This is a genomic window from Pseudomonas sp. FW300-N2F2 (assembly GCF_017351655.1).
In the GTDB taxonomy this organism is placed as follows: Bacteria; Pseudomonadota; Gammaproteobacteria; order Pseudomonadales; family Pseudomonadaceae; genus Aquipseudomonas; species Aquipseudomonas fluorescens_AA.
The window spans coordinates 759,493-782,338 of record NZ_JACNDQ010000002.1 but is presented as its reverse complement, the minus strand read 5'-3'; the positions used below and the strand labels follow the sequence as shown (position 1 = coordinate 782,338).

The 22,846-nt window shown below is 60.4% G+C and carries 19 protein-coding genes; 15 read left to right on the top strand and 4 right to left on the bottom strand.

Going from position 1 to position 22,846, the window contains the following annotated elements; translation table 11 throughout:
* Positions 1-19: 19 nt before the first annotated feature.
* The gene (locus J4E63_RS18175; protein WP_092167146.1) at positions 20-2,425 is read right to left on the bottom strand and encodes a DNA translocase FtsK; all 2,406 of its coding nucleotides are present in this window, start codon (positions 2,423-2,425) and stop codon (positions 20-22) included.
* Positions 2,426-2,686: 261 nt separating this feature from the next.
* Here J4E63_RS18175 and trxB point away from each other — a divergent pair, with 261 nt between their 5' ends.
* From trxB to infA, 4 genes are all read left to right on the top strand, one after another.
* The gene (gene trxB, locus J4E63_RS18170; RefSeq protein WP_207282857.1) at positions 2,687-3,646 is read left to right on the top strand and encodes a thioredoxin-disulfide reductase; all 960 of its coding nucleotides are present in this window, start codon (positions 2,687-2,689) and stop codon (positions 3,644-3,646) included.
* 79 nt (positions 3,647-3,725) lie between these two features.
* Entirely contained in the window at positions 3,726-4,406 is a 681-nt protein-coding gene (aat, locus tag J4E63_RS18165; protein ID WP_207282856.1) for a leucyl/phenylalanyl-tRNA--protein transferase, read from the top strand.
* Positions 4,407-4,463: 57 nt separating this feature from the next.
* On the top strand, positions 4,464-5,171 hold the full coding sequence (locus tag J4E63_RS18160) for an arginyltransferase (protein WP_192260947.1): 708 nt from the start codon (positions 4,464-4,466) through the stop codon (positions 5,169-5,171).
* Positions 5,172-5,293: 122 nt separating this feature from the next.
* Entirely contained in the window at positions 5,294-5,512 is a 219-nt protein-coding gene (infA, locus tag J4E63_RS18155) for a translation initiation factor IF-1 (RefSeq protein WP_002553999.1), read from the top strand.
* Positions 5,513-5,747: 235 nt separating this feature from the next.
* Here infA and clpA read toward each other — a convergent pair whose 3' ends face one another.
* Together clpA and clpS are read right to left on the bottom strand one after the other, a co-directional pair.
* Positions 5,748-8,018, bottom strand: coding sequence for an ATP-dependent Clp protease ATP-binding subunit ClpA (gene clpA / locus J4E63_RS18150; RefSeq protein ID WP_072406802.1), 2,271 nt, complete (start codon positions 8,016-8,018; stop codon positions 5,748-5,750).
* Positions 8,019-8,047: 29 nt separating this feature from the next.
* Positions 8,048-8,410, bottom strand: coding sequence for an ATP-dependent Clp protease adapter ClpS (clpS, locus tag J4E63_RS18145; protein WP_003180089.1), 363 nt, complete (start codon positions 8,408-8,410; stop codon positions 8,048-8,050).
* 228 nt (positions 8,411-8,638) lie between these two features.
* Here clpS and J4E63_RS18140 point away from each other — a divergent pair, with 228 nt between their 5' ends.
* Positions 8,639-8,914 (top strand): cold shock domain-containing protein, encoded by a 276-nt coding sequence (locus J4E63_RS18140; RefSeq protein ID WP_404943337.1) that lies wholly within the window; start codon positions 8,639-8,641, stop codon positions 8,912-8,914.
* Between the two features lie 80 nt (positions 8,915-8,994).
* On the opposite strand, the gene icd is transcribed toward J4E63_RS18140, so the two are convergent.
* Entirely contained in the window at positions 8,995-10,251 is a 1,257-nt protein-coding gene (icd, locus tag J4E63_RS18135; RefSeq protein ID WP_060741560.1) for an NADP-dependent isocitrate dehydrogenase, read from the bottom strand.
* A gap of 482 nt (positions 10,252-10,733) precedes the next feature.
* On the opposite strand from icd, the gene J4E63_RS18130 reads away from it, so the two are divergent.
* The 10 genes from J4E63_RS18130 (at position 10,734) to aceA (ending at position 22,815) form a co-directional block, all read left to right on the top strand.
* Positions 10,734-12,959, top strand: coding sequence for an NADP-dependent isocitrate dehydrogenase (locus tag J4E63_RS18130; RefSeq protein ID WP_207282855.1), 2,226 nt, complete (start codon positions 10,734-10,736; stop codon positions 12,957-12,959).
* A gap of 557 nt (positions 12,960-13,516) precedes the next feature.
* Positions 13,517-14,398 (top strand): hypothetical protein, encoded by an 882-nt coding sequence (locus J4E63_RS18125; RefSeq protein ID WP_207282854.1) that lies wholly within the window; start codon positions 13,517-13,519, stop codon positions 14,396-14,398.
* Between the two features lie 175 nt (positions 14,399-14,573).
* On the top strand, positions 14,574-15,020 hold the full coding sequence (locus J4E63_RS18120; RefSeq protein ID WP_207282853.1) for an NUDIX hydrolase: 447 nt from the start codon (positions 14,574-14,576) through the stop codon (positions 15,018-15,020).
* Positions 15,021-15,079: 59 nt separating this feature from the next.
* On the top strand, positions 15,080-16,204 hold the full coding sequence (gene mnmA, locus J4E63_RS18115; RefSeq protein ID WP_060741555.1) for a tRNA 2-thiouridine(34) synthase MnmA: 1,125 nt from the start codon (positions 15,080-15,082) through the stop codon (positions 16,202-16,204).
* On the top strand, positions 16,201-16,824 hold the full coding sequence (hflD, locus tag J4E63_RS18110) for a high frequency lysogenization protein HflD (protein WP_060741554.1): 624 nt from the start codon (positions 16,201-16,203) through the stop codon (positions 16,822-16,824). Before mnmA ends, hflD begins: the two co-directional genes overlap by 4 nt.
* A gap of 169 nt (positions 16,825-16,993) precedes the next feature.
* On the top strand, positions 16,994-18,364 hold the full coding sequence (gene purB, locus J4E63_RS18105; protein WP_092326728.1) for an adenylosuccinate lyase: 1,371 nt from the start codon (positions 16,994-16,996) through the stop codon (positions 18,362-18,364).
* A gap of 84 nt (positions 18,365-18,448) precedes the next feature.
* Positions 18,449-19,615 carry a cupin domain-containing protein gene (locus tag J4E63_RS18100; protein WP_060741552.1) on the top strand — a complete coding sequence of 389 codons (1,167 nt, stop codon included), beginning with the start codon at positions 18,449-18,451 and terminating at the stop codon, positions 19,613-19,615.
* Positions 19,608-20,033 carry a GNAT family N-acetyltransferase gene (locus tag J4E63_RS18095; protein WP_207282852.1) on the top strand — a complete coding sequence of 142 codons (426 nt, stop codon included), beginning with the start codon at positions 19,608-19,610 and terminating at the stop codon, positions 20,031-20,033. The genes J4E63_RS18100 and J4E63_RS18095 overlap by 8 nt, the downstream gene beginning before the upstream one ends.
* A 239-nt stretch (positions 20,034-20,272) precedes the next feature.
* Positions 20,273-21,034 (top strand): secretin N-terminal domain-containing protein, encoded by a 762-nt coding sequence (locus tag J4E63_RS18090; protein WP_207282851.1) that lies wholly within the window; start codon positions 20,273-20,275, stop codon positions 21,032-21,034.
* A gap of 455 nt (positions 21,035-21,489) precedes the next feature.
* The gene (aceA, locus tag J4E63_RS18085; protein WP_014337679.1) at positions 21,490-22,815 is read left to right on the top strand and encodes an isocitrate lyase; all 1,326 of its coding nucleotides are present in this window, start codon (positions 21,490-21,492) and stop codon (positions 22,813-22,815) included.
* Positions 22,816-22,846 lie beyond the last annotated feature (31 nt).

Genomic DNA, 22,846 nt, shown 5'->3' with positions numbered 1-22,846 from the left:
CGGCAGGCCGCCCGGGTCATTAGTCGCGCATCGGGCCCGGCGCCAGTACTTCGCGCGAGCCGTTGGTGTTCATGGCCGTCACCACCCCGGCCATTTCCATGGCTTCGATCATGCGGGCGGCGCGGTTGTAGCCAATCTTCAGCTTGCGCTGGACGGCGGAAATCGAGGCCCGGCGGCTCTCCAGGACGAACTGCACCGCTTCGTCATAGAGCGCATCGGTTTCAGCGTCGTCGTCACCGCCGCCACTGCTGCCTTCGAAACCGCTGCCGGCCTCTTCGACACCGTTGAGGATGTCGTCGTTGTATTCAGGGGCGCCACGCAACTTCCAGGCTTCCACCACGCGGTGCACTTCGTCATCGGAAACGAACGCACCGTGCACACGAATCGGCAGGCTGGTGCCCGGCGGCATGTAGAGCATGTCACCATGCCCCAGCAACTGCTCGGCGCCACCCTGGTCGATGATGGTCCGCGAGTCGATCTTGCTCGATACCTGGAACGCCATGCGGGTCGGGATGTTGGCCTTGATCAGGCCGGTGATCACGTCCACCGACGGCCGTTGTGTGGCGAGGATCAAGTGGATACCGGCCGCACGGGCCTTCTGGGCGATACGGGCGATCAGCTCTTCGACCTTCTTGCCGACGATCATCATCATGTCGGCGAATTCGTCCACCACCACCACGATGGTCGGCAGCTTGTGCAGCAGCGGCGCTTCGTCGTGGATGCTCTCGCGGTGATACAACGGGTCGCTCAATGGCGTACCGGCCTCTTCGGCCTCCTTGACCTTGGCGTTGAAGCCCGACAGGTTGCGCACGCCCATCTTCGCCATCAGCTTGTAGCGGCGCTCCATCTCGGCGACGCTCCAGCGCAGGGCGTTGGCGGCGTCCTTCATGTCGGTGACCACCGGGCACAGCAGGTGCGGAATGCCTTCGTAGATCGACAATTCGAGCATTTTCGGGTCGATCATGATCAGCTTGGCGTCTTCCGGGCCGGACTTGAACAGAATCGACAGGATCATCGCGTTCACGCCCACCGACTTACCGGAACCGGTGGTACCGGCCACCAGCAGGTGGGGCATCTTCGCCAGGTCGGTGATGACCGGCTTGCCGCCGATGTCGTGGCCCAGGGCCAGGGTGACCGGCGACTTGTGATTGTCATACTCAGGCGTCGACAGCACTTCGGAGAAGCGCACGATCTGCCGGTCTTCGTTGGGAATCTCGATGCCCACGGTGGTCTTGCCGGGAATCACTTCCACCACCCGCACGCTGGTCACGGCCAGGGAACGCGCCAGGTCCTTCGCCAGGTTGGCGATGCGACTGACCTTCACGCCGGCGGCCGGCTGGATTTCGTAACGGGTAATCACCGGACCCGGGTGGATCGAATCCACCGACACCTCGACCCCGAACTCCTTGAGCTTGATCTCCAGCAAGTGGCCGACGGCCGCCAGGGATTCGGGGGAATAATTGAGCTGTTTCTTCTCGGCCGGGTCCAGGATCGAGATTGGCGGCAAGGTGCCCTCCACCGCACTGTCGACGAACAGCGGCGCCTGTTTCTCTTTCTGCACGCGCTTGCTCTGCTCCGGCGGCTTGGCCGGGGCCATGGTGATGACCGGCGGCACCTGTTTTTCGCGCTCGGACATGTGCTTGCTCAAGGCCTGCTCACGCTCGATCAGGCGCTCCTTGACCTTGGCCTGCTCGCGCTTGTCCGGCGTCGTCGGGGCCACCACGTCGTGGACGCGGTCGTCGACTTCACGCAATTGCGCCACCAGTTGCTTGCGCTCGGTACGCGCCGCCCACCAGCGGTTGACAGCGCCCTGGATCAGTTCGATCAGGTCGAGGGTGATCTTGCCGGTGACGTCCATGACCTTGAACCAGGACAGGTCGGTGAATACCGTCAGGCCAAACAGGAACAAGGCGATGAACAACAACGTACTGCCCTGGATGTTCAGGGCGTTCCTGGCCAGGTCACCGAGGCTTTCCCCCAGTGCGCCACCCGCTCCGGCCGGCAAACCGGTGGGCGTATGGAAATGGATATGGGCCAGCGCGGCCCCCGACAACACCAGGAACACCAGGCCGATCAGGCGCCAGGAGAACAGCCAGCCGCTCCACTGCCACGGCTCGTGGCGCTGGCGGAAGATCTGGTAGGCCTTGATCGCCAGCAGCAACGGGAAAATGTAGGCGAAATAGCCCAGCACCATGAACAGGATGTCGGCGCTGTAGGAACCGGCCGGACCGCCGAAATTCTGCACGTCGTCGATCTTGCTGTTATGGCTCCAGCCCGGATCGTCCTTGCCGTAGGTCAGCAAGGCCATCATCAGGAACAGGCACAGGGCACCGATGGCGATCAATGCACCTTCCTTGAGCCGGTAGTGCAGTTGCTGGCGCCAGAGCGGAACGACTGGTTTGGGTGCTGCGGTGGATTTCTTCAAAACGCTTCTTTTCCTGCGCCAACGGCGCGTCCATCTGTTGAATGACTATAAAAAACTGCCCATGACGAGCAGGTAAAAAAGTGAATGTGCACAACCGGTACTACTTTTACCACTGTGAGGTGCATCCAGAAAACCGCAGGCGTGGCCGAAAATCTTGATCTTTAGCCCATCCCGCGTTCAAAACCCAGGCATTGTACGGGTTTGTCTGCACCAATTGGACCATGCATTCTCTTTTGTGACAAAGGCTTATGAGGTGTTTTTATGAGCGAAGTGAAGCATTCACGCCTGATCATTCTGGGTTCCGGCCCTGCGGGGTACAGCGCGGCTGTCTATGCCGCCCGCGCCAACCTCAAACCCGTTGTCATTACTGGCCTGCAGGCCGGTGGCCAGCTCACCACCACCGTGGAAGTCGATAACTGGCCCGGCGATGTCGAAGGCCTGACCGGCCCGGTACTGATGGAGCGCATGCAACGGCACGCCGAGCGTTTCGACACGCAGATCGTCTACGACCATATCCACACCGCCAAGTTGCAGCAGCGCCCGTTCGAATTGATCGGCGACAGCGGCATCTACACCTGTGATGCGCTGATCATTGCCACCGGCGCCTCGGCCCAGTACCTGGGGCTGCCCTCGGAAGAAAGCTTCGCCGGCAAAGGGGTTTCCGCGTGTGCGACGTGCGATGGCTTTTTCTATCGCAACCAGGTGGTAGCGGTAGTCGGCGGCGGCAATACCGCGGTCGAGGAAGCCCTGTACCTGTCGAACATCGCCAGGGAAGTGCACCTGATCCACCGCCGCGACAAGCTGCGCGCCGAGAAAATCCTCCAGGACAAACTCTTCGAAAAGGCCACCAGCGGCAATATCAAGCTGCACTGGAACCAGAACCTGGATGAAGTCCTGGGCGACGCCAGCGGCGTGACCGGCGCACGCCTGCGGCACAGCGAGACCGGCGAAACCAGTACCTTGTCCCTCGCCGGGGTGTTCATTGCCATCGGTCACAAACCCAACACCGATCTGTTCCAGGACCAGTTGACGATGCGCGACGGCTACCTGCTCGTGCGCGGCGGCAGCGAAGGCAACGCCACCGCGACCGATATCGAAGGCGTATTCGCCGCAGGCGACGTGGCCGACCATGTCTATCGCCAGGCGATTACCTCCGCCGGTGCCGGCTGCATGGCCGCACTCGACGCGGAGAAGTATCTCGATGACATCCCTGCCGTTTGACGGTTAACCTTCCAGGCGGGGGCTCGCTGACCGGCGAGACCCGCATCTGCCGCCCTCCCCTTCTACAAGCCGGACGCCCATGCTGACCTGGTTACAACGCAACAGCCTCGAATTCCCGCCACTGGCAAAAGCCATGCGCGATCCCAACGGATTATTGGCCGCCGGTGGCGATCTATCCGCCGACCGGCTGATCCAGGCCTACCGCCACGGCTGCTTCCCATGGTTTTCCGAGGGGCAACCGATCCTGTGGTGGTCGCCGGACCCACGCACGGTGTTGTTTCCCGACGAACTGCACATATCCCGCAGCCTGGGCAAACTGTTGCGCAAGCAGCGCTATGACGTGACGTTCGATCAGGATTTTGCCGCGGTCATCCAGGCCTGCGCGGCGCCGCGCGACTATGCCGAGGGCACCTGGATCACCGACGCCATGCAAACCGCTTATCTGGAACTGCACCGACGCGGTTTCGCCCATTCGGTGGAAGTCTGGGACCAGGGGGTGCTGGTGGGCGGCCTGTATGGCTTGGCCATGGGCCAGTTGTTTTTTGGCGAGTCCATGTTCAGCCGGGCCGACAATGCGTCGAAATTCGGCTTCGCCACCCTGGTCCAACACCTCAAGGCCGCCGGTTTCGTGCTGATCGACTGTCAGATGCCCACCGAGCACCTGCACAGCCTGGGCGCTCGGTCGATTCCACGCACCGAATTTGCGGGCTATCTAAAGGCACATCTGGACCTGCCCAACCAGGCAACATGGGTTTGCTGAGCGACATTCGCGCTCCTGGCTTACAATTAAATCCAAAGCTTATTCCGAGGGCCGATCATGACCGAGTTGGCGCGTTTGAAGTTCTATGCCACTCAGCCCCACTCTTGCAGTTATCTGCCGGAGGAGCAGGCCACGACGCTGTTCCTCGACCCTAGCCAGCCCATGGATGTGCATGTCTACGCAGACCTGTCGGAAATGGGCTTTCGTCGTAGCGGCGATCACCTCTATCGGCCCCATTGCCAGCATTGCAACGCCTGCGTCCCGGCGCGCATTCCCGTGGCGCAATTCTTGCCCAATCGCCAGCAGAAACGCATTTTCAAGCGCAACGCCGACCTTCAGGTCCGCCCGGCCAAGCCGCAGTTCACCGAGGAATACTTCGACCTGTACCAACGCTACATCGAACAACGCCATGCCGATGGAGACATGTACCCGCCCAGCCGGGATCAGTTCTCGACCTTCCTGGTGCGTGACCTGCCGTTTTCCCGCTTCTATGAGTTCCGGCTGGAGGGACGACTGCTCGCCATCGCTGTCACGGACCTGCTGCCCAACGGCCTTTCAGCGGTGTACACCTTCTATGAGCCAGAGGAAGAACGGCGCAGCCTGGGGCGCTTTGCCATTCTCTGGCAAATCAACGAAGCCCGGCGCCTGGGACTGGAAGCGGTGTACCTGGGCTACTGGATCAAGAACTGCAAGAAAATGAACTACAAGACCCAATATCGGCCTATCGAATTGCTGATTAACCAGCGATGGGTCGTCCTGAGTTAGAAGCCTTTGGCTTAAAAGCTAGAACCCCTTGGCTTGAACCCCCTTTTTCGGGCACAATGCACGCCGCTTTTGCCTGGCGCAGTTGCACCGGGCCATTCACTGGATACCGAGGGCTTTACTGCATGTCGAAAGAAGACAGCTTCGAAATGGAAGGCACTGTCGTCGACACCCTGCCCAACACCATGTTTCGTGTGGAGTTGGAAAATGGGCACGTCGTAACCGCGCATATCTCCGGCAAGATGCGCAAGAACTACATTCGTATTCTTACCGGTGACAAAGTGCGCGTCGAGCTGACGCCCTATGACTTGAGCAAAGGGCGCATCACTTACCGCGCTCGCTAACAAGTCAATACAGGACGCCCGGCTAGATGCCGGGCGTTTTTGTTTGCCTGGGATTTGATGAGCCCCGCCCTCCTTGTGGGAGCGAGCTTGCTCGCGATAGCAGAGGGTCGCCTTGCATTGATGCCGGATGTGCCGCCGCCATCGCGAGCAAGCTCGCTCCCACAGGGATTGGCGATGGCGCCAATAACAGCAAAAAGGCGCCTTTCGGCGCCTTTTGCTTTGTTGCAGTCAACGGTCAGGCCATTTCGGCCGTGGTTTCGAAGTCGAAGGTCAGTTCGCCATCCTTGATGTCGATGTGAACCACACCGCCATGCTCGGCCAGCTCGCCAAAGAGGATCTCCTCCGCCAGCGGACGCTTGATCTTGTCCTGGATCAAGCGAGCCATCGGCCGCGCACCCATCGTCACGTCGTAACCACCTTCGGCCAGCCAACTGCGGGCCGCATCGGTGACCTCCAGCAACACACGCTTGTCTTCGAGCTGCGCCTGAAGTTCGGTAAGGAACTTGTCCACCACACTCTTGATGACTTCATGACTGAGGCGACCGAACTGGATAATGGTGTCCAGGCGGTTGCGGAATTCAGGCGTGAAGCTCTTCTTGATCACTTCCATCGCATCGGACGAGTGGTCCTGATGGGTGAAACCGATCGAAGCGCGAGCTGCGGTTTCGGCACCAGCGTTCGTGGTCATGATGAGGATCACGTTGCGGAAGTCCGCCTTGCGCCCGTTGTTATCGGTCAGCGTACCGTGGTCCATCACCTGCAGGAGCAGGTTGAAGACTTCCGGATGCGCCTTCTCGATTTCGTCGAGCAGCAATACGCAGTGCGGTTGCTTGGTGATGGCTTCGGTCAACAAGCCGCCCTGGTCGAAACCGACATAGCCCGGAGGCGCACCGATCAGACGCGATACGGTGTGGCGCTCCATGTACTCGGACATGTCGAAGCGCACCAGCTCGATGCCCATCGCCTTGGCCAACTGCCGCGCCGCCTCGGTCTTGCCGACCCCGGTAGGACCGGCGAACAGGAACGAACCCACCGGTTTGTCCGGCGACTTGAGACCGGCGCGGGACAGCTTGATGGCGGTCGACAGCGAGTCGATGGCCGCATCCTGGCCGAACACCGTCAGCTTCAGGTCACGTTCCAGGTTACGCAGCAGTTCCTTGTCGGAACTGGTGACGTGCTTGGGCGGAATACGCGCGATTTTCGCCACGATGTCCTCGACCTGAGGCACTTCGATGCGCTTGACGCGTTTCTCCACGGGCTGCAGGCGCTGGTAGGCACCCGCTTCGTCGATGACGTCGATGGCCTTGTCCGGCATGTGCCGGTCGTTGATGTAGCGCGAGGCCAGTTCAGCCGCCGCGCGCAGGGCTTCATCGCTGTATTCGATGTTGTGGTGCAGCTCGAAACGCCCCTTCAGGCCGCGCAGGATGCCAATGGTGTCTTCCACCGAAGGCTCCGACACATCGACCTTCTGGAAACGCCGGGCCAGGGCACGGTCTTTCTCGAAAATCCCGCGAAATTCCTGGAACGTGGTCGAACCGATGCAACGGATATCACCCGACGACAGCAGCGGCTTGAGCAGGTTAGACGCATCCATGACCCCGCCCGACGCCGCCCCGGCACCGATAATGGTGTGGATTTCGTCGATGAACAGGATCGCCTGCGGACGTTTTTTCAGTTCGCCGAGCAACGCCTTGAAGCGCTTCTCGAAATCACCGCGGTATTTGGTGCCGGCCAGCAAGGCGCCCAGGTCGAGGGAGTACACCACGCTGTTGGCCAGCAGGTCCGGCACCTGGTTGTCGACGATACGCTTGGCCAGGCCTTCGGCAATCGCGGTCTTGCCCACGCCCGCCTCGCCCACCAGCAATGGGTTGTTCTTGCGCCGCCGGGCCAGGATCTGGGCCACGCGCTCGACTTCCGCCTCGCGCCCGACCAGCGGATCGATCCGGCCCTGGCGCGCCAGTTCGTTCAGGTTGCTGGCATAGGCATCCAATGGGTTGCCTGAAGAAGAAGACTCACCGCCCTCGTCGTCCTGCATATCCTGCTCACCCTCGGAATGATCGCCATGCCCCGGCACCTTGGAGATGCCATGGGCGATGTAGTTGACGACATCGATACGCGCAACGCTCTGCTGCTTGAGCAGGAACACCGCCTGGCTTTCCTGCTCGCTGAAGATGGCAACCAGCACGTTGGCGCCGGTGACTTCACGCTTGCCCGAGCTCTGCACGTGGAAGACAGCACGCTGCAGGACACGCTGGAAGCCCAGGGTTGGCTGGGTTTCACGATCCTCGTCATGCACGGGGATCAATGGCGTGGTGGAGTCGATGAACTCCTGCAGATCATGCTTGAGTTTATCGAGGTTCGCGCCGCAGGCACGCAATACGGTGGCTGCAGCCTCGTTATCCAATAGGGCCAGCAGCAGGTGCTCGACGGTCATGAATTCATGACGCTTCGAACGAGCCTCCTTGAAGGCAAGATTGAGGGTGACTTCGAGCTCGCGGTTTAACATAGCTTCACCTCATACCCAAGTGGTCGGCGTTAACCGTCCTTCTCGATTTCACAGAGTAGCGGATGCTGGCTTTCCCGGGCGTACTGGTTGACCTGCATGGCCTTCGTCTCGGCGATGTCGCGGGTAAACACTCCACATACTGCCCGTCCCTCTGTATGGACGGCCAGCATGACCTTGGTCGCCAGCTCCCGATTCAGGTTAAAAAACACCTCGAGCACTTCGACGACGAAATCCATCGGTGTGTAGTCATCGTTGAACAAAACCACCTTGTACATCGGTGGCGCCTGTAATGCGGGCTTTGCTTCCTGAACAGCAATGCCTGCGGAATCGTCGTCGTGTAGATCCGGGCGATCCTGATTGAATGTTAGTCGAATCTGGCTGACTGCATGCATGGAAAGAAAGGTTCGTTTAGTTGGCGAATACAGTGATGGGGGCGCTTGTGGGCGATTTCAACCACGACCACCGGAGCCACCTTGACTATCGGGAAAACGGTGTTACAACCAATAGAGCCCATCGTGGGTTAAAAAGGTCCGTGGAATCTATCCTGTACAAGAAGATTAACCTGCGGATGGACTGGATGATACTCCAGTGATGGAGTGCGTTGCAGAGGGAAATGGGTTATGTCGGTCGTCAAGATGAAGGGTAAGGTGAAATGGTTCAATAATGCCAAGGGTTACGGTTTCATTCTTGCGGACGGCAAGGATATTGGAGACCTGTTCGCCCATTTTTCGGCGATCGAGATGGACGGCTACAAGACCCTGAAGGCCGGGCAACCGGTGACATTCAACGTCATCCAGGGGCCCAAGGGCCTGCACGCGATCAACATCAAGGTTGTCCTCGCCGAAGACGCGCCCGCCCCTGTCAATGTCATTGTCAGGGTCACCGAGACCCACTGACCGGCAGTCGCCACCCCGCCTGAATGAAAATGCCCGGCTCGATCACTCGAGCCGGGCATTCGCGTTGAGCGCCGATTCGCTTACATGTGCGAGATCAGGGCATCACCGAAGCCCGAGGACGATACCAGCTTGGCGCCCTCCATCAGGCGTTCGAAGTCATAGGTCACGGTCTTGGCCGAAATCGCGCCGTTCGTGCCCTTGATGATCAGGTCGGCCGCTTCGGTCCAACCCATGTGGCGCAGCATCATTTCCGCCGACAGAATCAGCGAGCCCGGGTTGACCTGGTCCTTGCCCGCATACTTGGGCGCGGTACCGTGGGTGGCTTCGAACATCGCCACGGTGTCGGACAGGTTGGCGCCCGGCGCGATACCGATACCGCCCACTTCCGCCGCCAGGGCGTCGGACAGGTAGTCACCGTTCAGGTTCAGGGTGGCGATCACGTCATACTCGGCCGGACGCAACAGGATCTGCTGCAACATCGCATCGGCGATGGCGTCCTTGACGATGACGTTCTTGCCGGTCCGCGGGTTCTTGAACTGCATCCACGGCCCGCCGTCGAGCAGGGTCGCGCCGAACTCTTCGGCCGCCACTTCGTAGGCCCATTCCTTGAAGGCACCTTCGGTGAACTTCATGATGTTGCCTTTATGCACGATGGTCAGCGAATCGCGGTCGTTGTCGACCACATATTGCAGGGCCTTGCGAGCCAGGCGCTTGGTGCCCTGCTTGGAAACCGGCTTGACGCCGATGCCGCAATCCTCGTCGAAACGGATCTTGGTCACGCCCATTTCTTCTTTCAGGAACTTGATGACCTTGGTGGCTTCGGGCGAGCCGGCTTTCCACTCGATGCCCGCGTAGATGTCCTCGGAGTTCTCGCGGAAGATCGTCATGTCCACGTCGCCAGGCTTCTTGACCGGGCTTGGCACACCTTCGAACCAGCGCACCGGACGCAGGCAGACATACAGGTCGAGCTGCTGGCGCAGCGCTACGTTCAACGAACGGATACCGCCACCGACCGGCGTGGTCAGCGGGCCCTTGATGGAAACCACGTAGTCCTTGACCGCATCCAGGGTTTCCTGGGGCAGCCAGGTATCCTGGTCGTAGACCTGGGTCGCTTTCTCACCGGCATAGACTTCCATCCAGGAAATCTTGCGCTTGCCGCCATAGGCCTTCTGAACCGCAGCGTCCACAACCTTGATCATGACCGGACTGATATCGACGCCAATGCCGTCGCCTTCGATGAAGGGGATGATCGGGTTGTCGGGAACATTAAGAGAATGGTCTGCATTGACGGTGATTTTGTCACCGACGGCTGGAACCTGAATCTTTTGATACCCCATGCTGAACTCCATTGCTTGGATTGAACATCTGGCTGCGTTCGAGCGTACCCCAGTTGAATCGGCGCGCAAACCCTACGTTAGGCCCATCAGCGGCAAAGCGGTGAACTTCGCCGTGTACAATCCTGAAAACCAAGGGAAAAGCGCCAAACATGAGCATAGTCCGCCCCTGGGGTACTGCGACGTTTAGACCAATGGACGTGTACGGAAGTCTATGAACCATCGGCAGATCGCCAGCTACCTATGTATAATGCCGCCGCTGACCACAGGGTCACGACGGCTGACGGCTCTATCACAGGACTTTCCGCCAACTTAAAAGCCGGACCGTTACCGCGGCCCAACCGCTTGACGCTCGACTGATGCACCCAACATCACCGCGAAGAAACCTCGACATTCGGTTCACGGATGACTTTGAACGAACGCGCTTACCCGGCGCCCCTCGAGTTTCTGCGCATGCTTTAGCAAAGAAGAGAGTTAATCCGAATATGCCCACCCGCTCGAAGATCATCTATACCTTCACCGACGAAGCGCCTGCCCTCGCCACCTATTCGCTGCTGCCGATCGTCGAAGCCTTTACCGCTTCGGCCGATATCGCCGTGGAAACCCGCGATATCTCCCTCGCAGGGCGCATCCTGGCCAGCTTCCCCGAGCAACTGGGTGACAAAGCCGTAGCCGACCACCTCGCCGAACTGGGCGACCTGGCCGTTACGCCTGAAGCCAACATCATCAAGCTGCCGAACATCAGCGCCTCGGTGCCGCAACTGCAGGCCGCGATCAAGGAATTGCAGGCCCAGGGCTACGCACTGCCGGACTACCCGGAAACCGTGACCACCGATGCCGAGAAAGACGCTCGCGCCCGTTACGACAAGGTCAAGGGCAGTGCCGTGAACCCGGTCCTGCGCGAAGGCAACTCCGACCGCCGCGCACCGCTGTCGGTCAAGAACTACGCGCGCAAGCACCCGCACAAGATGGGCGCCTGGGCCGCGGACTCCAAGTCCCACGTAGCCCACATGAGCACCGGCGATTTCTACGGCAGCGAAAAAGCCGCCCTGATCGACGCCGCCGGCAGTGTGAAAATCGAGCTGATCGCCCAGGACGGCACTGCCACTGTCCTGAAGGAAAAAACCACCGTACAAGCCGGTGAGATCCTCGACTGCGCCGTGATGAGCAAAAACGCCCTGCGCGACTTCATCGCTGCTGAAATCGAAGACGCCAAGCAAAAAGGCGTGCTGCTGTCGGTTCACCTCAAGGCCACCATGATGAAGGTCTCCGACCCGATCATGTTCGGCCAGATCGTTGCCGAGTTCTATAAAGACGCCCTGGCCAAGCACGCACAAGTGCTGGAGCAGATCGGCTTCAACCTGAACAACGGCATCGGCGACCTGTACGCCCGCATCAAGGCCCTGCCGGCCGAGCAACAGGCGCAGATCGAAGCCGACATCCAGGCGGTCTACGCGGCGCGCCCATCCCTGGCGATGGTCAACTCCGACAAAGGCATCACCAACCTGCACGTGCCGAGCGACGTGATCGTCGACGCCTCGATGCCAGCCATGATCCGTGACTCCGGCAAGATGTGGGGCACCGATGGCCAGTTGCACGACACCAAGGCCGTGATCCCGGATCGCTGCTACGCCACCATCTACCAGGCGGTGATCGAAGACTGCAAGCAACATGGCGCCTTCGATCCAACCACCATGGGCAGCGTGCCGAACGTCGGCCTGATGGCCAAGAAAGCCGAAGAATACGGCTCCCACGACAAGACCTTCCAGATCAAGGCCAACGGCGTGGTCCGCGTTTCGGACAACACCGGTCGCACCTTGCTGGAGCAGAACGTCGAGGCTGGCGACATCTTCCGCATGTGCCAGACCAAGGACGCGCCGATCCAGGATTGGGTCAAACTGGCCGTCAACCGTGCCCGCGCCAGCAGCACCCCGGCGATCTTCTGGCTGGACCCGATGCGCGCCCACGACGGCGTCGTCATCGAGAAAGTCCAGACCTACCTGAAGGACCACGACACCAGCGGCCTGGACATTCGCATCATGTCGCCTGTCGACGCGATGAAGTTCACCCTGGGCCGCACCCGCGAAGGCAAGGACACCATCTCGGTGACCGGCAACGTGCTGCGCGACTACCTGACCGACCTGTTCCCGATCATGGAACTGGGCACCAGCGCCAAGATGCTGTCGATCGTGCCGCTGATGAACGGCGGTGGCCTGTTCGAAACCGGCGCCGGCGGCTCGGCACCCAAGCACGTTCAGCAGTTGCTGGAAGAAAACTTCCTGCGCTGGGATTCCCTGGGCGAGTTCCTGGCCCTGGCTGCATCCCTCGAGCACCTGGGCGTGACCTACAACAACCCGAAAGCCCTGGTGCTGGCCAAGACCCTGGACCAGGCTACCGGTGAGTTCCTGGACCGCAACAAGTCGCCTTCGCGCAAGGTCGGCGGCATCGACAACCGTGGCAGCCACTTCTACCTGACCCTGTTCTGGGCCCAGGCACTGGCCGCCCAGGACGACGACGCAGCCCTCAAGGCCCAGTTCGCGTCTCTGGCCAAGACATTGACCGACAACGAAGAAAAGATCGTTGCCGAACTCAATGCCGTGCAAGGCAAGCCCGTGGACATCGGTGGTTACTACTTCGCCAACCCCGAGCTGACCAGCAAGGCCATGCGCCCGAGCGCCACCTTCAACGCGGCGATTGCTGCGCTGGTGTAAGGTTGTAAGGGAACATCACAAACCCCGGCCTAGTGCCGGGGTTTGTGTTTCCAGACATGCCAAACCCTCCTGTGGGAGCCGAGCTTGCTCGCGATGACGGCTGCATGTTCAACCGCGATGCAAGCAGGCCCACCGCTATCGCGAGCAAGCTCAGCTCCCACACGAGCACAGGCGCTCTCCAACCTCTCTTGACCCACCCCATTGGCTGCCCTGGCTGACCTTGACAGTACAATCAGACAGCCTAGCCTTAAAAGCATCGTTCTAAGTACGCCCTCTTCACTGAAGGCGCATGAAGTGAACCACGAGCGCTGAACCCATTGGTGTGACCAACACACGCTTTCAGCCTTCGTGGATGCGGGAAGTCTCGGCAAGAGAACGAGAGAGCGTCAGATCGGGCAGCATTCTGAACTGCCTACAGTTGTATCGACCTCAAGTGGAGCGAAACCGGGTTGCTCGAATCGCCTGCGTAGCGATAGCAATCCTTCCTGGTCTGAGTTTTTAACGAACGACACGCTAAAAACTCATTACCTGATTCGCATCCGTTGAGGAAGCACACCATGAAAAGCAATGCGCAAGTAACCCTACCCGCCCAAAGGCACTTCTCTATTGGTAACTGGAGCTTTCTGGAGCTGACAGTTTCCCCAACCCTCTATAAAAGAGACCATGACAATGAGCCCTTTGCCTATTATGAAGTGAGCAAGATCAGCTCTACGGGTGGAAGATACTCTACCGATGTTCGTACCAATGACCATGGCCAGCGATACAGCTACGCCACTGCCTCCCATGAATTACTGTTTAAAAGCGCATCCGCCGAATACCGATTCAATGCGACCAAGTTTGGAAATCAGGTCACCTATTCCACCCACTCACCGGGTGCCTCCGTCGAAGCGTTCTATTTCATATTCGATGATTTTCTCCGCATGATCGAACTTACAATGCGCAAGCCGGGAGAACAGGCCGAGGGCAAGAGAGATGAGGCCGACAGGGAGTGCGAGGTTCAGATCAACGGCCAGATCATTCAATGCTCTTCAGCCGACCCTGTGCATCCCGCCCCCCCAAAAAAGGTGTCGCAAATCGTTTTCGCAGACACGGATAAATTTTCTTTTTTATCCAACGTCAATCTCTATTTTTCGGGCTGCGATGTATACCTGGAAGAGTCCCCAGGAAAAGTAAAAAGAGTTGATCGACACGGCGAGGGCAATCCAAGTGCGGCCACCAACTACTACCTTACACCGGACAAGGGCTATCCCCCCGGAATCACAAGCCTGACTATAAAAGACGGGTTTTCGGAAACGACGGCTATCGTTGAATTCGATCACGACACGCTCAATAAACAGGTCACCATGACAATTAAATCCTTTACCAGCAGACTGTGCGATATCCGAGCATTCACCTACAACGAACACCACTTTCCCAATGCGATATGCATTGCCCTTTAAGGACGTCCAAACCTTGCACGGGCCAGCATCGCTGACCAGGGAAACATGAGCATAGGCATGGACATTTGCTCGGGACGGCGATTGGTCATTCATTTAATATCGACTGACCACCGCTATCGCGAGCAAGCTCGCTTCCACGGTGGCCCATATTCCCTGCGAGAAATAAAGGAACCCCATGGACTGGCAACCCCACATCACCGTCGCCACCATCGTCGAGGACAACGGCCGCTTCCTGATGGTGGAAGAATCCAAGGGCGGACGCGCGGTGCTCAACCAGCCGGCCGGTCACCTGGACCCGAACGAAACGCTGATCGAAGCCGCCGTGCGCGAAACCCTGGAAGAAACCGGCTGGGACGTCGAGCCCACCGGCGTGGTAGGCATTTACCTGTACACCGCCCCCAGCAACGGCGTGACCTACCAGCGCGTCTGTTTCGCCGCCAAGGCCTTGCAACACCACCCCGAGTATCAATTGGACGACGGCATCCTCGGCGCCAAATGGCTGACCCGCGACGAACTGCTCGAACGGCGCGAGCACTGGCGCAGCGAGCTGATCATCCGTTGCATCGACGATTATCTGGCCGGCCATTGCCACAGTCTGACGCTGATCCGTCCTTCTCTTTAGCCTTGCGCGCCCGGGCCTGATAGAATCGCGTCCTTTTTCAAGACACTCATTGAATTCCTATGCGTGATCCAGCCCCTTCTGACACACCCAAGAAGCGCGTCATTGTCGGCATGTCCGGCGGCGTGGACTCTTCCGTTTCCGCCCTTCTGCTGATCGAGCAGGGTTATGAGGTGGAAGGCCTGTTCATGAAGAACTGGGAAGAAGACGACGGAACCGAATACTGCACCGCCATGGATGACCTGGCGGACGCCCAGGCCGTGTGCGACAAGATCGGCATCAAGCTGCACACCGCCAACTTCGCGGCCGAGTACTGGGACAACGTGTTCGAGCACTTCCTGGCCGAATACAAGGCCGGTCGCACGCCGAACCCGGACATCCTCTGCAACCGCGAAATCAAGTTCAAGGCGTTCCTCGACTACGCCATGATGCTGGGCGCCGACCTGATCGCCACCGGCCACTACGTGCGCCGCCGCGACATCGATGGCCGCACCGAATTGCTCAAGGGCCTGGACCCGAACAAGGACCAGAGCTACTTCCTGCACGCCGTGGGCGGCGAGCAGATCGCCAAGACCCTGTTCCCGGTAGGCGAACTGGAAAAGCCCGAAGTGCGCGCGATTGCTGAAAAACACCAGCTCGCCACCGCCAAGAAGAAGGACTCCACCGGGATCTGCTTTATTGGCGAGCGCCGTTTCAGCGACTTCCTCAAGCAATACCTGCCAGCCCAGCCGGGCGAGATCAAGACGACTGAAGGCGAAGTCATCGGCCGCCACCATGGCCTGATGTACCACACCATCGGCCAGCGCCAGGGCCTGGGCATCGGCGGGCTGAAAGACGCCGGGGAAGAGCCGTGGTACGTGCTGGTCAAGGACCTGGAACACAACGAGTTGATCGTCGGCCAGGGCAACGACCATCCCTGGCTGTTTTCCCGCGCCCTGCTCGCCTCCGAGATCTATTGGGTCAACCCGATCGACCTCAGCGAACCACGCCGCCTGACGGCCAAGGTTCGCTACCGCCAGAGCGACCAACCCTGCACCCTGGAAAAAACCGCCACGGGCTATCGCGCCACCTTCGATGACCCGCAGCGGGCGGTCACACCCGGCCAATCCGTGGTGTTCTACGATGGCGACATCTGCCTGGGCGGCGGCGTGATCGAAGTCGCAGAGCCCTGGAGCAGCCAGGCATGAACCCAATCCAGGAACAACTGACGGCATTGGGCGGCGTGTTTCTCGCCGCCGTGCTGGTGGACAGGATCGCCAAGACCGGCCAGGCCACCGAAGCGGGCGTGGCCTGCATGCTCGGCAGCCTGCTGGTTCGCGACCCCAAGGACACCCTGGAAGTCTATGGCGGCGACGACCTGAACCTGCGCGAAGGCTATCGTGCGCTGATCGGCGCCCTGGAGCGCGATCCCAGCGCCTTGCAACGCGAGCCGCTGCGCTATGCCCTGTCGATGCTGGGCCTTGAGCGCCAGCTGGCCAAACGCGACGACCTGCTGGAGACCATCGGCAAACGCTTGCCGCAGATCCAGTCCCAGGTCGAGCACTTCGGCCCGGCTCACGAAAACGTCGTCGCGGCCTGCGGTTCGCTGTACCAGGACACCCTGAGCACCTTGCGCCAGCGCATCCAGGTGCATGGCGACATGCGCAACCTGCAACAGCCAAGCAATGCCTCGAAGATCCGCGCCCTGCTGCTAGCCGGGATTCGCTCGGCACGACTTTGGCGGCAATTGGGTGGCCATCGCTGGCAACTGGTGATCAGCCGCCGCAAATTGCTGAAAGAGCTTTACCCGTTGATGCGCAACGAATAAGTCGCCTCGACCTGCTTTTTTGTGGCGAAGGCGCTTGCTCCCTCGCCACAGGTAATAAACAGTTTTAGCTTGTCACGCGTAGCACGCCGGTCAGTTGGCGACGGACCGGCACTTGTTTTCATGTATGATACGCGCCCCATTTCGTTGCCCGACTGTCCGAGAACACCCCATGCAGCTCTCTTCGCTCACTGCGGTTTCCCCTGTTGACGGCCGCTACGCCGGCAAAACCCAGGCCCTGCGCCCGATTTTCAGCGAGTACGGCCTGATCCGTGCCCGCGTCCTGGTTGAAGTGCGCTGGCTCCAGCGCCTGGCCGCCCACCCTGCCATCGGCGAAGTGCCGGCGTTTTCCGCCGAAGCCAACGCGGTGTTGAACGCGCTGGCAGAAAACTTCGTGCTGGAGCACGCCGAGCGCGTCAAAGAGATCGAGCGCACCACCAACCACGACGTCAAGGCCATCGAATACCTGCTCAAGGAGCAGGCGGCCAAGCTGCCGGAGCTGGCCAATGTCAGCGAGTTCATCCACTTTGCCTGCACCAGCGAGGACATCAACAACCTGTCCCACGCCCTGATGCTGCGCGAAGGCCGTGATGAGGTGATGCTGCCCCTGATGCGCCAGACCGCCCAGGCCATCCGCGAACTGGCGATCCGTTTCGCCGACGTGCCGATGCTGTCGCGCACCCACGGTCAACCGGCTTCGCCGACCACCCTGGGCAAGGAACTGGCAAACGTGGTCTACCGCCTGGAGCGCCAGATCGCCCAAGTGGCCGCCGTGCCGCTGCTGGGCAAGATCAACGGCGCCGTGGGCAACTACAACGCCCACCTGTCGGCCTACCCGGACATCGACTGGGAAGCCAATGCCCGCGCCTTCATCGAAGACGAGCTGGGCCTGAGCTTCAACCCGTACACCACCCAGATCGAACCGCACGACTACATCGCCGAGCTGTTCGATGCGATCGCGCGCTTCAACACCATCCTGATCGACTTCGACCGTGACATCTGGGGCTATATCTCCCTGGGCTACTTCAAGCAGCGCACCATCGCCGGCGAAATCGGTTCTTCGACCATGCCGCACAAGGTCAACCCGATCGATTTCGAAAACTCCGAAGGCAACCTGGGCATCGCCAACGCGCTGTTCCAGCACCTGGCGAGCAAACTGCCGATCTCCCGCTGGCAGCGCGACCTGACCGACTCCACCGTGCTGCGCAACCTGGGCGTGGGTTTTGCCCACAGCGTCATTGCCTACGAAGCCAGCCTCAAGGGCATCAGCAAGCTGGAACTGAACGAGCAGAAGATCGCCGCCGACCTCGACGCTTGCTGGGAAGTTCTCGCCGAGCCGATCCAGACCGTGATGCGTCGCTACAACATCGAAAACCCGTATGAAAAGCTGAAAGAACTGACCCGCGGCAAGGGCATCAGCCCTGAAGCGCTGCAGACTTTCATCGATGGCCTGGACATGCCTGCCGAGGCCCGCGCGGAGCTGAAGAAGCTCACGCCGGCCAGCTACATCGGCAACGCGGCGGCACAAGCCAAGCGCATCTGATCCACGGCTTTACCTTTGAGACGCCCGGCCGCGCCGGGCGTTTTTATTCGCGTCTGAAAAGTATATTTTTTCAATAGGTTACACATGAATCCTGATATTCCTCTGCAACTCCTGGGCGGCATCACGGCACGGGAATTCCTGCGCGACTACTGGCAGAAAAAACCCCTGCTGATCCGTCAGGCGATTCCTGACTTCCAGAGCCCGATCGACGCCGATGAACTGGCCGGCCTGGCCCTGGAAGAAGAAGTCGAATCGCGCCTGGTGATCGAGCACGGCGAGACCCCTTGGGAAATGCGTCGCGGCCCGTTCGCCGAAGACGAATTCAGCAAGTTGCCGGAGCGCGAGTGGACCCTGCTGGTGCAGGCGGTCGATCAGTTCGTACCGGAAGTCGGCGAACTGCTGGAGAACTTCCGCTTCCTGCCGAGCTGGCGCATCGACGATGTGATGATCAGCTTCGCCGCCCCCGGTGGCAGCGTGGGTCCGCATTTCGATAACTATGACGTGTTCCTGCTGCAAGGCCATGGCCAGCGCAACTGGAAAATCGGCCAGATGTGCGACTCCGAAAGCCCGCTGCTGCAGCACGCCGACCTGCGCATCCTCGCCGACTTCGAAGCCACCGACGAGTGGATCCTGGAGCCGGGCGACATGCTCTACCTGCCGCCGCGCCTGGCGCACTGCGGCGTGGCCGTGGACGACTGCATGACCTACTCGGTGGGTTTCCGCGCGCCAAGCGCCGCTGAAGTGCTGACTCACTTCACCGACTTCCTGAGCCAGTTCCTGCCGGACGAAGAACGCTACACCGACGCCGACGCGCGCCCGGTGGCCGACCCGCACCAGATCCAGCAGGACGCCCTCGACCGCCTCAAGGGCCTGCTGGCCGAGCACATGAGCGACGAGCGCCTGCTGCTGACCTGGTTCGGCCAGTTCATGACCGAGCCGCGCTACCCGGAACTGGTGGTGGGTCCGGAAATGGAAGATGACGAGCTGTTGGCCGGCCTGGAGCAAGGCGCGGTGATCATCCGCAACCCAAGCGCGCGCCTGGCCTGGTCGGAAGTCGACGACGACCTGTTGCTGTTCGCCAGCGGCCAGAGCCGTTACCTGCCGGGCAAGCTGCGCGAACTGCTGAAAATGATCTGCGCCGCCGACGCCCTGCACAGCGAAAACCTCGGCCCGTGGCTGGCCGACGAAGACGGTCGCAGCCTGATCTGCGAGCTGGTCAAGCAAGGCAGCCTGGGGTTCGCCGATGAATAAAATTCACGTTCGTGTCGCAGACTGGCAAAAGGATAACGCCGAGATCCGGCGCATTCGTGAGACCGTGTTCATCGCCGAGCAGTCCGTCCCGCCCGAGCTGGAATGGGATGCCGACGACCAGGGCGCGGTGCATTTCCTGGCGTTTGAAGGCGATTTCCCCATCGGCACCGCGCGCCTGTTGACCGACGGCCACATCGGCCGTGTCTCGGTCCTCAAGGACTGGCGCGGCCTGAAGGTGGGCGATGCGCTGATGCAGGCGGTGATCGCCGAAGCCGAGAAGCGTGGGCTCAAGCAGCAGATGCTCAGCGCCCAGGTGCATGCCACGCCGTTCTACGAGCGGTTGGGGTTTGCAGTGGTCAGCGAGGAGTTCCTGGAAGCGGGGATTCCTCACGTGGACATGGTGCGGCGCTCGGCCTGAAACCGCAGTGCGGCCATCGCGAGCAAGCTCGCTCCCACAGGAGGCCGGCGGTGAACCCATGATTCATGTACACCTGCCCCCATGTGGGAGCGAGCTTGCTCGCGATGAGGCCCTCAAGCCTTACCAAAACGCCCCGCCATCCCCCGATGCCGGGGCGTTTTGCCGTCTACCATTCAACTTGCCCCATCCGGGGCCGACAAACTGGCAATATCAAGCCTTTGTCTCGCGGAGAAATGGACATGCCTCTACGCACCCTCCTGATCACCCTGCTGCTCGGTTGCAGCCTGTCGGTCATGGCCGATACGCAAATCGTGCCGCTGAACTACCGTACCAGCGCCGACCTGCTGCCGGTGGCGCAGAATTTCATTGGCAAGGACGGCCAGGTCAGCGCCTACGGCAACCAACTGATCGTCAACGCCGAGCCCGGCAAGATCGAAGAGCTGCGGCAATTCCTGGCCCAATTGGACACCGCCCCCAAGCGCCTGCTGATCACGGTCGACACCAACGAAAACAACCTCCAGGGCGACCAGGGTTACTCGATCAACGGCGCCGCCCCCAGCCAGACCCGCATCATCAACCGCAGCACCGCCAGCCGTGACGGCGGCGTACAGCAGGTGCAGGCCAGTGAAGGCCAGCCGGCGCTGATCCAGGTAGGCCAGAGCGTGCCATTCACTAGCAACCAGACCGACAACTACGGCCGCATGCAGAGCCAGACTGAGTACCGCAACGTCACCCAGGGTTTCTATGTGACCGCCAGCGTCACCGGCGAGACCGTTCATCTGAGCATCAGCACCAATCGTGACCGCATGAGCCAGGAACGTCCCGATGTAGTGAACGTTCAGAGTACCGACACAACTGTCAGCGGACGCCTCGGCGAATGGATCACCCTGGCCGGCGTGAATCGCCAGACTCAGGCCGACAAACAAGGCCTGACCCGCAGCTACTCGACCCAGGGCCGCGACGACATGATTTTGCGGGTCAAGGTCGACACCCTGAACTGAAGCACCAAAAACTGACTGATGAGTCGTATTAGACCAAAGATGTAGTGCTATAAAAAAGCACTACAAAACGTTTGACGAGCCAAAAAACCGAAGGCATGATGGCCTCGCTCCCGCTAATCAGGGGCCCTGGCAAGGGCCTTCGGGTCGACGCTTGCAATTACCCTGCGAGCCGATTCGTGTCTGTACCGCCCACAAGGTGTGTTTGACGAGGTTGCGACTGGAACGAAGTTGTCCCGAGGGACGGAAGCGTAACTAGGTAACCCGGCATCACTCTGAGTTCGTATTGAAGGCCCACGACGCCCGAATGCGCCCGCAGTTCGCCCCTACCTGCTCACTTTCCCCTCGAGCCCATCGTTCATCCCGTCGCCACCTCGCCTGAACCGACTTGTACGCCAACCCCTGGTCGGCAGGAGCAGGAATTTTCCACCAAGACCTATGCGACGAGGTTTATCTCCATGGCACTGACACGCGAACAGCAAATTGCAGCCCTTGAAAAAGACTGGGCTGAAAACCCGCGCTGGAAAGGCGTGAAGCGCAATTATTCCGCTGCTGACGTCGTCCGTCTGCGTGGCTCGGTTCAACCTGAGCACACCTTTGCGAAAATGGGCGCCGAGAAGCTGTGGAACCTGGTCACCCAGGGCGCCAAGCCAGCCTTCCGTCCCGAGAAAGATTTCGTCAACTGCATGGGCGCCCTGACCGGCGGCCAGGCAGTGCAGCAAGTCAAGGCGGGCATCCAGGCGATCTACCTGTCGGGCTGGCAAGTGGCTGCGGACAACAACTCCGCCGAGTCGATGTACCCCGACCAGTCGCTGTACCCGGTGGATTCGGTTCCAACCGTGGTCAAGCGCATCAACAACTCGTTCCGTCGCGCCGACCAGATCCAGTGGAAAGCCGGCAAGAACCCGGGCGACGAAGGCTACATCGACTACTTCGCGCCGATCGTGGCTGACGCCGAAGCCGGTTTCGGCGGCGTCCTGAACGCCTACGAGCTGATGAAGAGCATGATCGAAGCAGGCGCCGCCGGCGTTCACTTCGAAGACCAACTGGCCTCGGTGAAGAAATGCGGCCACATGGGCGGCAAGGTTCTGGTTCCAACCCAGGAAGCCGTGCAGAAGCTGACGGCTGCCCGCCTGGCCGCCGACGTTGCCGGTGTACCGACCATCATCCTGGCCCGTACCGACGCCAACGCCGCTGACCTGCTGACCTCCGACTGCGACCCGTACGACCAGCCGTTCGTGACCGGTACCCGCACCCAGGAAGGCTTCTACAAGGTGCGTGCCGGTCTCGACCAGGCCATCGCCCGTGGCCTGGCCTACGCGCCGTACGCCGACCTGATCTGGTGCGAAACCGCCAAGCCGGACCTGGACGAAGCCCGTCGCTTCGCCGAAGCGATCAAGAAGGAATACCCGGACCAACTGCTGTCGTACAACTGCTCGCCCTCCTTCAACTGGAAGAAAAACCTGGACGACGCGACCATCGCCAAGTTCCAGCGCGAACTGTCCGCCATGGGCTACAAGCACCAGTTCATCACCCTGGCCGGCATTCACAACATGTGGCACAGCATGTTCAACCTGGCGCACGACTACGCCCGCAACGACATGACCGCCTACGTGAAGCTGCAAGAGCAGGAATTCGCCGACGCCGCCAAGGGCTACACCTTCGTGGCTCACCAGCAGGAAGTGGGCACCGGTTACTTCGACGACATGACCACCGTGATCCAGGGCGGCACTTCGTCGGTGACCGCACTGACCGGCTCCACCGAAGAAGAACAGTTCCACTGATTCACACGCTTGCCTCGAGTAAGCGGCCCTT

Bases quoted from the DNA above. Each gene is read 5' to 3' on its own strand.
- J4E63_RS18140 (WP_404943337.1), top strand. From the start codon at position 8,639: ATGTCGGTCGTCAAGATGAAGGGTAAGGTGAAATGGTTCAATAATGCC.
- J4E63_RS18120 (WP_207282853.1), top strand. From the start codon at position 14,574: ATGGACTGGCAACCCCACATCACCGTCGCCACCATCGTCGAGGACAAC.
- clpS (WP_003180089.1), bottom strand. From the start codon at position 8,410: ATGCATGCAGTCAGCCAGATTCGACTAACATTCAATCAGGATCGCCCG.
- aat (WP_207282856.1), top strand. From the start codon at position 3,726: ATGCTGACCTGGTTACAACGCAACAGCCTCGAATTCCCGCCACTGGCA.
- J4E63_RS18100 (WP_060741552.1), top strand. From the start codon at position 18,449: ATGAATCCTGATATTCCTCTGCAACTCCTGGGCGGCATCACGGCACGG.
- hflD (WP_060741554.1), top strand. From the start codon at position 16,201: ATGAACCCAATCCAGGAACAACTGACGGCATTGGGCGGCGTGTTTCTC.
- J4E63_RS18090 (WP_207282851.1), top strand. From the start codon at position 20,273: ATGCCTCTACGCACCCTCCTGATCACCCTGCTGCTCGGTTGCAGCCTG.
- J4E63_RS18130 (WP_207282855.1), top strand. From the start codon at position 10,734: ATGCCCACCCGCTCGAAGATCATCTATACCTTCACCGACGAAGCGCCT.
- purB (WP_092326728.1), top strand. From the start codon at position 16,994: ATGCAGCTCTCTTCGCTCACTGCGGTTTCCCCTGTTGACGGCCGCTAC.
- aceA (WP_014337679.1), top strand. From the start codon at position 21,490: ATGGCACTGACACGCGAACAGCAAATTGCAGCCCTTGAAAAAGACTGG.
- trxB (WP_207282857.1), top strand. From the start codon at position 2,687: ATGAGCGAAGTGAAGCATTCACGCCTGATCATTCTGGGTTCCGGCCCT.
- J4E63_RS18095 (WP_207282852.1), top strand. From the start codon at position 19,608: ATGAATAAAATTCACGTTCGTGTCGCAGACTGGCAAAAGGATAACGCC.
- clpA (WP_072406802.1), bottom strand. From the start codon at position 8,018: ATGTTAAACCGCGAGCTCGAAGTCACCCTCAATCTTGCCTTCAAGGAG.
- infA (WP_002553999.1), top strand. From the start codon at position 5,294: ATGTCGAAAGAAGACAGCTTCGAAATGGAAGGCACTGTCGTCGACACC.
- J4E63_RS18160 (WP_192260947.1), top strand. From the start codon at position 4,464: ATGACCGAGTTGGCGCGTTTGAAGTTCTATGCCACTCAGCCCCACTCT.
- icd (WP_060741560.1), bottom strand. From the start codon at position 10,251: ATGGGGTATCAAAAGATTCAGGTTCCAGCCGTCGGTGACAAAATCACC.
- mnmA (WP_060741555.1), top strand. From the start codon at position 15,080: ATGCGTGATCCAGCCCCTTCTGACACACCCAAGAAGCGCGTCATTGTC.
- J4E63_RS18125 (WP_207282854.1), top strand. From the start codon at position 13,517: ATGAAAAGCAATGCGCAAGTAACCCTACCCGCCCAAAGGCACTTCTCT.